This window comes from Serratia sp. PF-27 (genome assembly GCF_030053255.1).
GTDB lineage: Bacteria > Pseudomonadota > Gammaproteobacteria > Enterobacterales > Enterobacteriaceae > Serratia > Serratia bockelmannii.
Genome location: NZ_JASGBT010000015.1, coordinates 868,788 through 882,150, shown reverse-complemented (window position 1 = coordinate 882,150; position 13,363 = coordinate 868,788). Strand labels below are relative to the sequence as shown.

Sequence of the window (13,363 nt, the reverse complement as noted above, 5' to 3'; positions counted from 1 at the left end):
GTTACGCAGTTCACTAATTGAACGATATTTGCCCTTCCAGTAGACTTTCCCTCTGTGAATCAACGGCCACAGGAGGTGGACTATGCGCAGCTTGCCGATTCGGTTATCGAACAAAATTGATGATGATCTGAACGATATCGCCCGGCGTCACGGGATGGAAAAAACCGAGGTAATCAAAATGGCGTTTGCACTGATTACCCTTGCCGATAAGTACTGGATGAAACAGGATGGTACTTCTCTTGGCATTGTTCGGGAGAAGGTGAACAGCTTGAAGCGGTGGGGCGGGTCGTGGAGATCTTCCCATGAACATCGAAAGCCGTAATCTGCGCGATGAGGCCAGCCAGGTTTATCTGGAGCAGGTCTTGGTCTTCGACGAAATGGAGCGGCTGCGCCTGGCACGCCAGGTGCTGTGCGGGATATTCGCCGTCAGCGTGGGCGTATTCGCCGCCCACGCGTATTGGGAGAAAAACGAAGCGCTGAATCAGGTGTTTGAGCTGGTGAAGATCGGCGCCTTGCCGCTGGTCACGCTGGTGGTCTCTTTTTACTTTCCCAACAGCGCGTCCAGATAAGGCGCCGCGTCAATGCGACTTCATGCCCGCCGCGGTCATCAGCAGGCGGAACAGTGAGGCAACCACGAATAACCCCAGCACGCTGGCGCTCCAGATGATCACCAGCCAACCGATGCGTTTCCACCAGGGCGCCGGAGCGGCGGTTGCCGTTTTATCTTGCATAGCGTCCTCCCTTCTCAATGATAGCCGTGTTCATGGCTGATCTTGCCGCGGAACACGTAGTAGCTCCAGAAGGTGTAGACCAGAATGATTGGGATGATGAACAGCGCGCCCACCAGCATAAAGCCGAGGCTCTGCGGTGGTGCTGCGGCGTCCCACAGGCTGATGGCCGGCGGGATCAGGTGCGGCCAGATGCTGATGCCAAGTCCGCTCAGGCCGAGGAACACCAGCAGCAGCGTCAGCATAAACGGCGAGTAGTGCGCGCCGCGTTTCACTCCGCGTTGAATTCCCCAGGCGCTGAGCAGCACCAGCAGCGGTACCGGCAGCAGCCAGAACAGGTTAGGCAGCGTAAACCAGCGGGCGGCGATTTCCGGATGGGCGATCGGCGTCCAGACACTGACCGCAGCCAGCACCAGCAACAGGATGGCCAGCAGCGGCGTCGCCAGGTGATACATGCGTGCCTGCAGTTCACCGGCGGTTTTCATCACCAGCCAGGTACAGCCGAGCAGGGCATAGGTCACCACCAGCCCCAGCCCGCAGAACAGCGCGAACGGCGTTAGCCAGTCCAGCGCGCCGCCGGCGTAGGTGCGGCCTTCTACCGGGAAGCCGTTGATCACGGCGCCCACCACCACACCCTGGCTGAAGGTGGCGAACAGTGAGCCCCAAATAAACGCCTTGTCCCAGATATGGCGCTTCTCCGGCGTCGCCTTGAAGCGAAACTCGAAGGCCACGCCGCGGAAAATCAGCCCGATCAGCATCAGCGTCAGCGGGATCGCCAGCGCGTCGAGGATGACCGAATAGGCTAGCGGGAAGGCGCCGAACAGTGCGGCGCCGCCCAGCACCAGCCAGGTCTCATTGCCGTCCCACACCGGGGCGACGGTGTTCATCATCAGATCGCGGTCGCCGCTCTCTTTCACCCACGGAAACAGGATGCCGATGCCCAGGTCGAAACCGTCCATCACCACGTACATCATGGTGCTGAACACGATGATGACAAACCAAATCAGCGGAAGATCGATACCCATGTTCAGCTCCTGTCGTCCAGAGTGTCGTTGACCGCGGACAGCGGACGCGCCGGCCGGCCCTCGGTATTGTCTTCTTGGTGTTCATGCGGCTGCGGCCCTTTGCGGATCAGGCGCATCATGTAGGAATACCCCACGCCGAACACCGAACAGTAGACGATGATGAACGCCAGCAGGCTGATGCTCATGTGCAGGTCGCCGTGCGCGGAGACTGCATCCTTGGTGCGCAGCAGGCCGTACACCACCCACGGTTGGCGGCCGATCTCGGTGGTGAACCAGCCCGCCAGCAGCGCCAGCAGCCCGGAAGGGCCCATCCACAAAATGAAGTACAGGAACGGACGCGACTGATACAGCCCGCCGCGCCAGCGCAGCCACAGGCTCCACACCCCGGCCAGAATCATCAGCATGCCCAGCCCGACCATGATGCGGAACGACCAGAACACCACGGTGGAGTTGGGGCGATCTTCCGGCGGGAAGGATTTGAGCGCCGGTACCTGTTCGGTCAGGCTGTGCGTCAGGATCAGGCTGCCGAGGTAAGGCACCTCCAGCTTGAAGCGGGTTTCTTCGCGCTGCATGTCCGGCCAACCGACCAGGATCAGCGGCGTGGCTTCGCCCGGCGGATTTTCCCAGTGGCCTTCGATGGCGGCGATCTTCGCCGGCTGGTGTTTCAGCGTATTCAGGCCGTGCGCATCGCCGATCATCGCCTGCACCGGCGCGACGATCAGCGCCATCCACATCGCCATCGACAGCATTTTGCGCATCGCCGGGGTATCACGGCCGCGCAGCAGATGCCAGGCGGCGGAGGCGCCGACGAAGAACGCCGAGGAGAGGAAGGCGGCGGTGGACATGTGCAGCAGGCGGTACGGGAAGGACGGGTTGAAGATCACCTTCAGCCAGTCGACCGGGACCACCTGGCCGTTGATGATTTCATGCCCCTGCGGGGTCTGCATCCAGCTGTTGGAAGCCAGGATCCAGAAGGTGGAGATCAGCGTGCCGAGCGCCACCATGCAGGTGGCGAAGAAGTGCAGGCCGGGGCCGACGCGGTTCCAGCCGAACAACATCACGCCGAGGAAACCGGCTTCGAGGAAGAAGGCGGTCAGCACTTCATAAGTCAGCAGCGGCCCGGTAATGCTGCCGGCGAACTCGGAGAAGAAGCTCCAGTTGGTGCCGAACTGATAGGCCATCACCAGCCCGGACACGACGCCCATGCCGAAGTTAACGGCGAAAATCTTTGACCAGAAATGGTAAAGCTCACGGTAGGCTTCATTGTGCGTTTTCAACCATAACCCTTCCAGCACCGCCAGATAACTGGCTAAACCGATGGTGATGGCGGGGAAGATGATATGGAAAGACACGGTGAAGGCGAACTGTATTCTGGCGAGTTCCAGTGCATCAAGACCCAGCATGGCGCCTCCTAGGGTTGAACATAAATTAACCTCTTGAGTATAGCTGTCATTTTTATGTGAAAAGCTTGGCGTTAAGTTAATCACGAAGTACAGTGACTATAATAGTGACAGTTATTTTACTTTTTCATATAACAGTTAATGGTTATGACCCGATACGAGCAGCTTGCGCAGCAGATTAGAGAACAGATCCAGAACCGGGTGTGGCGGGCGGGCGACAAGCTGCCTTCGCTGCGCGAGAGCGGCAAACGCGCCGGATTAAGCCTGATGACGGTGGTGCAGTCTTACCAACTGCTGGAGAGCCAGGGGTGGATCGTCGCCCGCCCGCAGTCGGGCTACTATGTGGCGGCGCGTCCGCAGCCGCTGCCTCAGCCTTCGCGCGGCGAGAAACTGTTGCTGAGCGAGCAGGTGGACATCAACGCCTTTATTTTTGACGTGCTGCAGGCCTGCAAGGATCCGGACATCGTGCCTTTCGGTTCGGCCTTTCCCGACGCCACGCTGTTCGCCCAGCCGAAGCTGGCGCGGGCGCTGAGCAGCGTAGCGCGCAAGTTCACGCCGCACAGTTCGCTGGCCAACCTGCCGCCGGGCAACGACGCGCTGCGGCGGCACATTGCCCAACGCTATGCGCTGAGCGGCATGCAGGTTGCCCCGGACGAAATCGTCATCACCGCCGGGGCGATGGAGTCGCTCAGCCTCAGCCTGCAGGCGGTGACCCAGCCGGGCGACTATGTGGCGATCGAATCGCCGGCGTTTTACGGCGCGCTGCAGGCGCTGGAACGGCTGCGGTTAAAGGCGGTGGCGATCGCCACGCATCCGCAGGACGGTATCGATCTGGACGCGTTGCAGCAGGCGGTGGAACAGTATCCGATCAAGGCCTGCTGGCTAATGACCCACTTCCAAAATCCGCAGGGCGCCACCCTGCCGGAGGCCAACAAGCAGCGCCTGGTGGAGCTGCTGCGCGAACGGCAGATTTCGCTGATCGAAGACGATGTCTACGGTGAGCTGTACTTCAGCGCCGAACGGCCGCTGCCGGCCAAGGCGCTCGACAGCGGCGGCCAGATCTTGCACTGCTCGTCGTTTTCCAAATGCCTGGCGCCGGGCTTTCGCGTCGGCTGGGTGGCGGCGGGGCGTTATGCGCAGCAGATCCAGCGTTTACAGCTGATGAGCACCGTTTCCACCAGCGTGCCGACCCAGATGGCGCTGGCGGATTATCTGCTGCACGGCGGCTACGATACCCATCTGCGGCGGCTGCGGCGCCTGCTGGCTCAACGCCAAAGCGCGATGCGTCAGGCGATCGCCCACCATTTCCCGCCGACGGTGAAGGTCAGCCAGCCCGACGGCGGGTATTTCCTGTGGCTGGAGCTGGATCCGGCGCTGTCGTCGATGGAACTGTACCGGCGGGCCCTTTCCCGGGGCATCAGCATCGCGCCGGGGCGCATGTTCACCACCGGCGACCATTTCAACCACTGCTTCCGCCTCAACGCCTCTTTTGAATGGAACGATCGGTTTGAAGAGGCGATCAAAACCTTAGCCAAACTTATCCGGGGGCTGGCTGCGACCGGTTGAACCGCGATTTGCAGCGGGCTTTGCCCCAGAAAAATTCATAATGCTTTTTTCGGCAATGGAATGCCGGTTTCGTTGTTAGACAGCCCTCCAGCCGCCCATTACTCTGCGATAAATTTTGTCACATTTTTATCAACGGGTAGACGAGGGGCAGTGGGTGAGTAGAATAAAAAACAAGCTAAACAAACTGTTGCGTTATAGGTTGACGCCGCTGGCGTTGATCTGCGCGCTGGGATTGAGCGGCGTCGTTCAGGCGGAAACGCTGGCCGAAGGCATCACGCCGGCCAGCGACGTCAGCCGGGTGCCGGCCGCCGCCAAGCTGCGCAAAGACACCGTGGTGGCGGGCATCTCGGAACCGCAGGGGATTTTCAACCCGTATCTGTTCACCAACGGCTGGGACGAGAACGTAACCGACGTGATCTTCAGCCGCCTGATCGGCCTGGACAGCCAGGGCAAGCCAGAAGGGCGATTGGCGGAGTCCTGGCAGGTCAGCCCCGATAATCTGACCTATACCATCAAGCTGCGGCCGAATCTGGTCTACAGCGACGGCTCGCCGCTGAAAGCCGACGATATCGCCTTTACCCTGACGCTGCTGCACGATCCGGCCTATGACGGCGACACCGATATCACGCCGGCGCACATCCAGGGCGGCGCCGAGTATAAAAACGGTACCGCCGCCGGCATCAGCGGGCTGAAGGTGATCGACGATCGCACCATTCAGATCGTCACCACCCAGCCGGGCGCGACCACGTTGCAACTGATTGGCGGGCCGGTATTGTCGCGGGCTTACTACGGCAAAGACTATCAGCGCGGCAAGCTCGACAGCGTGCGCGCCTTGAACGGCAAGCCGCTCGGCAACGGCCCCTATATTTACGACAAGTACGTGCCGGGGCAGGAGATCCGCTTCCACGCCAACCCGAACTTTTACCTCGGCCCGCCGCCGATGGCGCGCTTTATCTACCGCGTCACCAACCCGGCCACCAACTTCCAGCTGTTCCAGACCGGTGAGACCGACTACGACGCCTTTACCGCCAAACCGGACGATATCGAACAGCTCAAGCTGCTCGGCTTCGCCAATATCAACCTTTACAGCTCAAGCGATTACAGCCGCGTGGATTTCAACCTCAGACGCCCGGCGCTGCAGGATAAACGGGTGCGCCAGGCGCTGATCTACGGCCTCGATCGGCAAAAGCTGATCGCCGTGGTGTACCAGGGGTACGGCAAGGTCGCCAACCAGCCGATTTCGCCGATCTCCTGGGCCTATGACGCGAACGGCATCAATCCCTACGCTTACGATCTCGATAAGGCTGGGAAGCTGTTGGACGAGGCCGGTTGGCGAGTGGGCGCGGACGGCATTCGGCAAAAAGACGGTAAAAAGCTGGAGCTGACGCTGCTGGTAACCAAAAAGCTGATCAACGACGCGCTGGTGCCGATCGCCAAGGATAACTACCGCCGGCTCGGCGTGGTGCTGAAACCGCAGGTATTGGACTTCAACGCGCTGTTGGCGCAGCGCAAGGCGGGCAATTACGACCTGGCGTCCCTCAGCACCAGTACGCTGAACGATCCGCACGACGGCGTACGCGATTTCATCAGCAGCGAGAGCGAGACCGGTTATCACAACCCGCAGGTAGACGCGCTGATCGCCAGGGCCAATGCCACGCTGGATATCGCCCAGCGCAAGCCGCTGTATCACCAGCTGTATCAAGCGTTGGCGGACGATCCGCCGGTGATCCTGCTCGGCAACCGCGAGATTTTGAGCGCCAGCAGCGCGCGCGTCACCGGCTTTAAACCGGATATCTACAACGGATTGGTCGGCAGCCTGCCGAACGTCAAACCGGCGCCGTAACGCCCTGACGCCGCCGCGCCATTCCGGGCGGCGGCGATGGAACCCGCGATGAGAAACTTTATCCTGCGCCGTCTGTTGCAGACTATCCCGATGCTGTTGTTGGCTTCCTTGCTGATTTTTTGCATTTTCGCCCTGGCGCCCGGCGATTTTATCGACGGCAACATCAATTTGACCGCGCAACGCGCCGCCGAGCTGCGGGCGCTGTATGGGTTGGATCAGCCGTTGTTCAGCCGCTACCTGCACTGGCTCGGCCGCTTGCTGCAGGGCGATCTCGGTTTTTCGCTGCAGTATCAGATCCCGGTCAGCACGTTGCTGAATCAATACATCTGGAACTCGTTCCTGCTGGCGGCGGTGGCGATGGTGCTGTATTGGGGCATAGCGTTGGCGGTGGGGGTGATCTCGGCGATGAAACCCTATTCGCTGTTCGATCATCTGATCACCGTGGCGGTGTTCGCCGCCATGTCGTTTCCGACGTTCTTCCTGTGTCTGCTGCTGATCAAATGGTTCGCTGTCGATCTGCACTGGCTACCGGCGGGCGGCATGTTGCGCACCGGCAGCGAAGCGAGCGGACTGGCCTGGGCGCTGGAGGTGGCGGCGCACCTGCTGTTGCCGGTGCTGGCGCTGGTGATGCTGCAGGCCGGCAGCCTGACGCGCTATTTTCGCGCCAGCATGCTGGAGGTGATCCGCATGGACTATATCCGCACCGCGCGCGCCAAGGGGCTCAGGGAGAAAACGGTGATCCTCAAACACGCGCTGCGCAATGCGCTGTTGCCGATCATCACCCTGCTGGGGTTCGAGCTGCCGGGATTGTTCTCCGGCGCGCTGATCACCGAAAAAATCTTCAACTGGCCGGGCGCCGGACATATCCATATCGATTCGCTGGCGGCGCGTGATTACCCGGTATTGATGGGGTTCACGCTGTTTCTGGCCGCCTTGACCATTCTCGGCAATCTGCTGGCGGATATTTTGTACGCCTACGCCGACCCGCGCATTCGCTTGAGGTAACACGATGTTGGTTACGCTGTTTTTCGGCCGCCGTCGCCGCTGGCGACAGGCACAGCTGCCTGCGCTGGCGCAACTGTCGCCACCGCCCGCCGCTCAGGCCTGGCGACGTTTGCGCCGCCACCGACCGGCGATGATTTCGCTGGCGTTGCTGGTGCTGTTGGCGCTGCTGTGCCTGATTGGGCCGTCGCTGTCGCCGTGGCGCGACGATGCCGGCGACGTGCTGAATATCAACCAGGCGCCGAGCGGCGCGCACTGGCTGGGCACCGACTTTCTCGGCCGCGATATCTGCACCCGGCTGCTGCTGGCGGGGCGGATATCGCTGACCATCGGCCTGGTGTCGATGCTGCTGTCGGTAACGCTGGGCTATGTGCTGGGGGCGCTCGCCGGTTATCTGGGGGGCGTGGCGGACAGGCTGATCATGCGCTTCGCCGATCTGCTGATGACCATTCCCGGCCTGCCGCTGCTGATCATCATGGGGGCGATGCTGACCGAACTCGACGTGTCGCCGGACTACCGCATCTACATGGTGATGATCATGCTGAGCCTGCTGGGCTGGCCGTCGCTGGCGCGGCTGGTGCGCGGCCAGATCCTGTCGCTGCGCGAGCGGGATTTCATGTTGGCCACCGAAGTGCTGGGGCTCTCCACCCGGCGGCGCCTCTTCGGCCATCTGTTGCCTAATACCGTGCCGATTTTGGTGGTGGTCGCCACCATGGCGGTGGCCAACGCCATCCTCAGCGAGTCGGCGTTGAGCTACCTTGGGCTGGGCGTGGTGCCGCCGACGCCGTCGTGGGGCAACATGATGGACGCCGCCAATAGCCTGATCGACTTTCAGCGCCGCCCCTGGCTGTGGATGCCGCCCGGGCTGGCGATCTTCGTCACCGTGGTGGCGATCAATATTTTGGGCGACGGCCTGCGGGACGCGCTCGATCCGAAAATGAACGGGGTAACACGATGAGCCAACCGCTGGTGGCGTTCGAGCGACTGTCGGTGTCGTTTCAGGGGGAACAAGGGCCGGTGCGGGCGGTGCAGCAGGTCAGCCTTGAGCTGCAGGCCGGGCAAACGCTGGGGATCGTCGGTGAGTCGGGCTGCGGCAAAAGCGTGACCGCCATGGCGCTGATGGGGCTGTTGCCGCAGCCGCTGGCGCAGGTAGACGGTGGTGAAATTCGCTTTGAAGGGCAAAACCTGCTGTCGCTGCGGGCCTCCAAGATGGCCGATCTGCGCGGCAACCGACTGGCGATGATCTTTCAGGAACCGATGAGCGCGCTCAATCCGGTGTTGACCCTCGGCGAACAGCTGGTGGAGCCGCTGATTCGCCACCTGACCCTGTCGCCGAAAGCGGCCTGGCGTCAGGCGATTCAACTCTTGACTGAAGTGGGGTTGGCGCGCGCCGAGGCACTGATGCGCTGCTATCCGCATCAGCTTTCCGGCGGCATGCTGCAGCGCGTGATGATCGCTATGGCGATCGGGTGCCGTCCGGCGCTGCTGATTGCCGACGAACCGACCACGGCGCTCGACGTTACGGTGCAAGCGCAGATCCTGGCGTTGCTGCGTGAGCAGAACCGGCGACACAACATGGCGATGATCTTGATCACCCACGATCTTGGGGTGATCGCCCAGATGGCGGATCGGCTGGCGGTGATGTACGCCGGGCGCGTCGTCGAGCAGGGCACGACGCGGGAAGTGCTCGCCGAACCGCGGCACCCTTATACTCAGGGGCTGATCGCCTCGCGGCCGGTGCCGGGGCAGCGGCGTCGCCGTCTGTATTCCATTCCCGGCCAGGTGCCGGATCTGGCGCGCTTGCCTGATCACTGTGCGTTTGCCGAGCGCTGTGCGCAGGCTTCCGCTCGCTGCCGCGATGGCATTCCGCCGCTGTACGGCACGCCGCAGCGCCAGTCCGCCTGTTTCCTCAACGCCGGAGGGCGCCCGCATGTCGACTGAACCTTTGGTGGAAGTGAAAGGATTAAAGAAATATTTTCCGCTGCGCGACGGACTGTTCGGGCGCACCACCGGTCAACTGAAGGCGGTGGACGACGTCAGCTTCAGCATTCGCAAGGGGCGCATTTTCGGGCTGGTGGGCGAGTCAGGCAGCGGAAAAACCACCGTCGGCCGCACGCTGCTCGGCCTGCACGACAAGACCGCCGGTGAGGTAATGTTCAAAGGGCTGGCACTGGATAGCCTGAGCAAAGATGCGCTGCGCGCCCTGCGGCCGAAAATGCAGTTAGTGTTTCAAGATCCGTACAGTTCGCTGAACCCGCGCCTGCGCGTGGGCGACGCCATCGGCGAAGCGCTGTTGCAGCACGGCCTGGCAAGCAAGGCAGAACTGCGCGAACGCGTGCTCGATACCCTGGCGATCTGCGGGCTGTCGCCGCAGCATTATGGGCGGTTTCCGCATGAGTTTTCCGGCGGCCAGCGGCAGCGCATCGGCATCGCGCGCGCGCTGATCCTGCAGCCGGAGTTTATCGTCGCAGACGAACCGATATCGGCGCTCGACGTGTCGATTCAGGCGCAGATCATCAATCTGTTCTCCGATTTGCAGGAACGGCAGGGGGTGACGCTGCTGTTTATCTCGCACGATCTCGGCGTGGTGGAGCATCTGTGCCAGGATGTGGCAGTGATGTATCTGGGGCAGATCGTTGAGAGCGCCGATCGCGACGCGCTGTTTCGCCAACCGCTGCATCCCTACACGCAGGCCTTGTTGGCAGCGGTGCCGACGCTGGATGTGCAACGCGCGCCGGCGTGGGTGGCCGGCGGCGAGCCACCGAACCCCGCCAACCCGCCGCGCGGCTGCCGTTTCCATCCCCGCTGCCCGCTGGCCACGGCGCAGTGCCGCGAACAGGCGCCGCAGCTGCGCAGCGTGGCGCCCGGTCATCAGGTGGCTTGCCACCTGGTAGGCTAGCGTCAGGACAGGTAGTGCTTCAACGCGCGCCCGGCCTGGTGGATCGCCGAATGCACCGCCGGGACGTGGGCGAGCGGATTCAACAGGCCGTAGTCGTGGATCAGCCCGTTGTAGCGGGTGGCGGTGACCTCGACGCCGGCGGCATCGAGCAGACGCGCGTAAGCTTCGCCTTCATCGCGCAGCACATCCAGCTCGGCGGTCTGCACCAGCGCCGGCGGCAAGCCCCGCAGCTGTTCCGGCGTGGCGTTGAGCGGCGAAGCGTAGATATCTTTGCGCTGCGCCTTATCGGGCGCGTAGCTGTCCCAAAACCACTTCATCATGTTGCGGGTCAGGAAATGGCCTTCGGCGAACTGATGATAGGAGTCGGTATCAAACTGGGCACGGGTGACGGGCCACAGCAGGATCTGGCAACGCAGTGCCGGTATGCCTTTCTCTTTGGCCATCAGGCTGACCACCGCCGCCATATTGCCGCCGGCGCTGTTGCCGACCACCGCCAGCCGTGAACCGTCGACGTTGATCTTCTCACCGTACTCGGCCACCCATTCGGTGGCGGCGTAAGCCAGGTTGATCGCCTCGGGGTAGCGCACCTCCGGTGAGCGGGGATAGTTGACGAACACCGCCGCCGCGCCGGAGCTGTAAACCAGATCGCGCACCAGGCGCTCGTGGGTGGGGAAATCGCCCAGCACCCAGCCGCCGCCGTGAAAGAACATGAATACCGGCGGCGCCTCGTTGACCCTGGCCGGACGCACCAGCTGCAGCAGAATATCCTGACCTTCTACGTGAATCGTTTTTTCGCTGATCTCGACCTCGCGCAGCGGCACCTCGACGCTGCGTTGCGCGTCCTCCAAGACCCTGCGTGCCTCTTTAGGCTTCATCTGTTCCATGGGTTTACCGCCGGCGGCATTCAGCGCGTCGAGAAATGCGCGGATGTCGTGCTGGGCGTGTGGCTGGCTGAGATCGACGGTTTTCTTGGGCATGGTGACTCCTTGGGCGCAGAAGAGAAGGGGCGGTCAGGATCACAGTGTAGCCGCTGGCAAACAAAGCGGGAGTGGAGGCTGACGGCGGTCAGCGCGGCCCGTGTTTTGGGGATGTTGCAGGTGGGATCTCCGCGTCACTGCCGTCTTGCACAATCCTGACGCACCGCTGCACCCAATTGGGGCAAAAAGTGTGAGGGCGAGCAAATTGGGTGAAATTATTTTTGCGAGCCCGATCAGAAATTCTAAAGTTTTTCGTAATTGAATAGGATTTCGCGCGCAATGATGATTTTAGGCCTTATTTTTTAATTTATGCATTACCAATGCATAGAAAATGAATAAATATTCAATATAAGCCGTTGTTTTAACGTAAAAAATAGCAAAATCCGGCAAAAATCCCGTTTTGGCACGATAGCTGCTCTACACTCTTTATCAAACGACATGTATTTTAACTGCTCGTTAACATTTACTCCCCGCTCAGGGACCGGATATACGCCATAAATAGTGAAAAATCGATTTTATGTAACAGATTTGTTTCTAAATCGGCGGTAAGGGACAGTATTTTCTCCGCCGCGAAAGTCGGTTTTGAACAACGGTTTTTTTGCATTGTGGCGGCCTAACCGGGCTTGAGCGACCCTTACAGTCAAAATTCAGCCTTTGCTGAGATTATGAGGTCACTATGGAACAGCCAATCGCAGTTACCCGCCAGTCTTTCGATGACTGGATGGTCCCGGTTTATGCCCCTGCCGATTTTATTCTGGTGCGGGGCGAAGGATCGCAGGTGTGGGATCAGCAGGGTAAGTCTTATATCGATTTCGCCGGTGGCATCGCGGTTAACGCGTTGGGGCATGCGCACCCGGCGGTCAAGGCGGCGCTGGTGGAGCAGGCAGGCAAGCTGTGGCATCTGGGCAATGGCTATACCAACGAACCGGTGCTGCGCCTGGCCAAAAAACTGATCGACGCCACCTTCGCCGACAAGGTGTTCTTCTGTAACTCGGGCGCCGAAGCTAACGAAGCGGCGCTGAAACTGGCACGCAAACATGCGCACGATCAGCACGGCGCCGGTAAAGATCAGATTGTGGCGTTCAACAACGCGTTCCACGGCCGCACGCTGTTTACCGTGTCCGCCGGCGGCCAGCCAAAATATTCGCAGGACTTTGCGCCGCTGCCGGGCGGTATCACTCATACGCCGTATAACGATCTGGCCGCAGCGGCCGAGCTTATCAACGATCGCACCTGCGCGGTGATCGTCGAGCCGATCCAGGGCGAAGGCGGCGTGCTGCCGGCGGAAGCCAGTTTCCTGCAGGGGCTGCGTGAACTGTGCGATCGTCATAACGCGCTGCTGATCTTCGACGAAGTACAGACCGGCGTCGGCCGCACCGGCCACCTGTATGCCTATATGCAGTACGGCGTGGTGCCGGACGTGTTGACCACCGCGAAAGCGCTGGGCGGCGGCTTCCCGATCGGCGCCATGCTGACCACCGATGCGCTGGCGAAAACGCTGGGCGTCGGCACCCACGGCACCACCTACGGCGGCAACCCGCTGGCGACGGCGGTGGCGGGGGAAGTGTTCTCCATCATCAACACGCCGGAAGTGCTGGAAGGCGTCAAACAGCGTCACCAGTGGTTCATCGACGGGTTGAACGACATCAATCGCCAGTACCCGATCTTCGCCGACATTCGCGGCGGCGGTTTGCTGATCGGCTGCCAATTGACGAAGGACTATGCCGGCAAAGCGAAGCAGATCACCCAACTGGCCAACGAAGAAGGCGTCATCGCGCTGATCGCCGGTCCGGACGTGGTGCGTTTCACGCCGTCGCTGATCATCCCTGAGCAGGATGTAAAAGAGGGGCTGGCGCGATTCGCGCGCGCCGTGGCGCGCATTTGCAGCTAATCAGCGGGCTGCGCCTTCACCGGCGCAGCCTG

General features: G+C 61.3%; 13 protein-coding genes. 9 read left to right on the top strand and 4 right to left on the bottom strand.

All coding sequences use genetic code 11. The features are described 5' to 3' along the window. Nucleotides 1–82 precede the first annotated feature (82 nt). Complete coding sequence (locus QMZ29_RS09095; protein ID WP_282980756.1) at nt 83–322, top strand: hypothetical protein; 240 nt, start codon at nt 83–85, stop codon at nt 320–322. Then, nucleotides 303–569, top strand: coding sequence for a hypothetical protein (locus tag QMZ29_RS09090; RefSeq protein WP_033643416.1), 267 nt, complete (start codon nt 303–305; stop codon nt 567–569). Before QMZ29_RS09095 ends, QMZ29_RS09090 begins: the two co-directional genes overlap by 20 nt. Before the next feature lie 9 nt (nt 570–578). On the opposite strand, the gene QMZ29_RS09085 is transcribed toward QMZ29_RS09090, so the two are convergent. From QMZ29_RS09085 to QMZ29_RS09075, 3 genes are read right to left on the bottom strand one after another with little or no spacing between them, the layout of a single operon-like run. Continuing rightward, a complete protein-coding gene (locus tag QMZ29_RS09085; RefSeq protein ID WP_071605360.1) occupies nt 579–731 on the bottom strand; it encodes a DUF2474 domain-containing protein in 153 nt (50 codons plus the stop codon). A gap of 14 nt (nt 732–745) precedes the next feature. Beyond that, a complete protein-coding gene (gene cydB / locus QMZ29_RS09080) occupies nt 746–1,753 on the bottom strand; it encodes a cytochrome d ubiquinol oxidase subunit II (RefSeq protein WP_025303188.1) in 1,008 nt (335 codons plus the stop codon). A gap of 2 nt (nt 1,754–1,755) precedes the next feature. Continuing rightward, nucleotides 1,756–3,156, bottom strand: coding sequence for a cytochrome ubiquinol oxidase subunit I (locus QMZ29_RS09075; protein WP_016927376.1), 1,401 nt, complete (start codon nt 3,154–3,156; stop codon nt 1,756–1,758). A 144-nt stretch (nt 3,157–3,300) separates the two neighbouring features. Here QMZ29_RS09075 and QMZ29_RS09070 point away from each other — a divergent pair, with 144 nt between their 5' ends. The 6 genes from QMZ29_RS09070 (at nt 3,301) to QMZ29_RS09045 (ending at nt 10,463) form a co-directional block, all read left to right on the top strand. After that, complete coding sequence (locus QMZ29_RS09070) at nt 3,301–4,719, top strand: aminotransferase-like domain-containing protein (protein WP_025303187.1); 1,419 nt, start codon at nt 3,301–3,303, stop codon at nt 4,717–4,719. Nucleotides 4,720–4,906: 187 nt separating this feature from the next. Continuing rightward, entirely contained in the window at nt 4,907–6,562 is a 1,656-nt protein-coding gene (locus QMZ29_RS09065; RefSeq protein ID WP_306419916.1) for an ABC transporter substrate-binding protein, read from the top strand. Between the two features lie 48 nt (nt 6,563–6,610). Further along, nucleotides 6,611–7,567: an ABC transporter permease gene (locus QMZ29_RS09060; RefSeq protein ID WP_004934604.1), complete on the top strand. Its 957-nt coding sequence runs from the start codon at nt 6,611–6,613 to the stop codon at nt 7,565–7,567. Between the two features lie 4 nt (nt 7,568–7,571). Next, nucleotides 7,572–8,522, top strand: a complete 951-nt coding sequence (opp4C, locus tag QMZ29_RS09055; RefSeq protein WP_025303184.1) for an oligopeptide ABC transporter permease — start codon at nt 7,572–7,574, stop codon at nt 8,520–8,522. Then, on the top strand, nt 8,519–9,505 hold the full coding sequence (locus QMZ29_RS09050; protein WP_141998280.1) for an ABC transporter ATP-binding protein: 987 nt from the start codon (nt 8,519–8,521) through the stop codon (nt 9,503–9,505). Before opp4C ends, QMZ29_RS09050 begins: the two co-directional genes overlap by 4 nt. After that, nucleotides 9,495–10,463, top strand: coding sequence for an ABC transporter ATP-binding protein (locus QMZ29_RS09045; protein WP_060433282.1), 969 nt, complete (start codon nt 9,495–9,497; stop codon nt 10,461–10,463). The genes QMZ29_RS09050 and QMZ29_RS09045 overlap by 11 nt, the downstream gene beginning before the upstream one ends. 2 nt (nt 10,464–10,465) lie before the next feature. Here QMZ29_RS09045 and QMZ29_RS09040 read toward each other — a convergent pair whose 3' ends face one another. Further along, nucleotides 10,466–11,440 (bottom strand): alpha/beta hydrolase, encoded by a 975-nt coding sequence (locus tag QMZ29_RS09040; RefSeq protein WP_043143872.1) that lies wholly within the window; start codon nt 11,438–11,440, stop codon nt 10,466–10,468. Nucleotides 11,441–12,116: 676 nt separating this feature from the next. Between QMZ29_RS09040 and QMZ29_RS09035 the strand changes: the two genes are divergently transcribed. Then, nucleotides 12,117–13,331, top strand: a complete 1,215-nt coding sequence (locus QMZ29_RS09035) for an aspartate aminotransferase family protein (RefSeq protein ID WP_025303180.1) — start codon at nt 12,117–12,119, stop codon at nt 13,329–13,331. Nucleotides 13,332–13,363: the final 32 nt, after the last annotated feature.

Excerpts from the sequence above, each read along its gene's own strand:
- QMZ29_RS09095 (WP_282980756.1), top strand. The coding sequence starts at position 83 with ATGCGCAGCTTGCCGATTCGGTTATCGAACAAAATTGATGATGATCTG.
- QMZ29_RS09090 (WP_033643416.1), top strand. The coding sequence starts at position 303 with ATGAACATCGAAAGCCGTAATCTGCGCGATGAGGCCAGCCAGGTTTAT.
- QMZ29_RS09085 (WP_071605360.1), bottom strand. The coding sequence starts at position 731 with ATGCAAGATAAAACGGCAACCGCCGCTCCGGCGCCCTGGTGGAAACGC.
- cydB (WP_025303188.1), bottom strand. The coding sequence starts at position 1,753 with ATGGGTATCGATCTTCCGCTGATTTGGTTTGTCATCATCGTGTTCAGC.
- QMZ29_RS09075 (WP_016927376.1), bottom strand. The coding sequence starts at position 3,156 with ATGCTGGGTCTTGATGCACTGGAACTCGCCAGAATACAGTTCGCCTTC.
- QMZ29_RS09070 (WP_025303187.1), top strand. The coding sequence starts at position 3,301 with ATGACCCGATACGAGCAGCTTGCGCAGCAGATTAGAGAACAGATCCAG.
- QMZ29_RS09060 (WP_004934604.1), top strand. The coding sequence starts at position 6,611 with ATGAGAAACTTTATCCTGCGCCGTCTGTTGCAGACTATCCCGATGCTG.
- opp4C (WP_025303184.1), top strand. The coding sequence starts at position 7,572 with ATGTTGGTTACGCTGTTTTTCGGCCGCCGTCGCCGCTGGCGACAGGCA.
- QMZ29_RS09050 (WP_141998280.1), top strand. The coding sequence starts at position 8,519 with ATGAGCCAACCGCTGGTGGCGTTCGAGCGACTGTCGGTGTCGTTTCAG.
- QMZ29_RS09045 (WP_060433282.1), top strand. The coding sequence starts at position 9,495 with ATGTCGACTGAACCTTTGGTGGAAGTGAAAGGATTAAAGAAATATTTT.
- QMZ29_RS09040 (WP_043143872.1), bottom strand. The coding sequence starts at position 11,440 with ATGCCCAAGAAAACCGTCGATCTCAGCCAGCCACACGCCCAGCACGAC.
- QMZ29_RS09035 (WP_025303180.1), top strand. The coding sequence starts at position 12,117 with ATGGAACAGCCAATCGCAGTTACCCGCCAGTCTTTCGATGACTGGATG.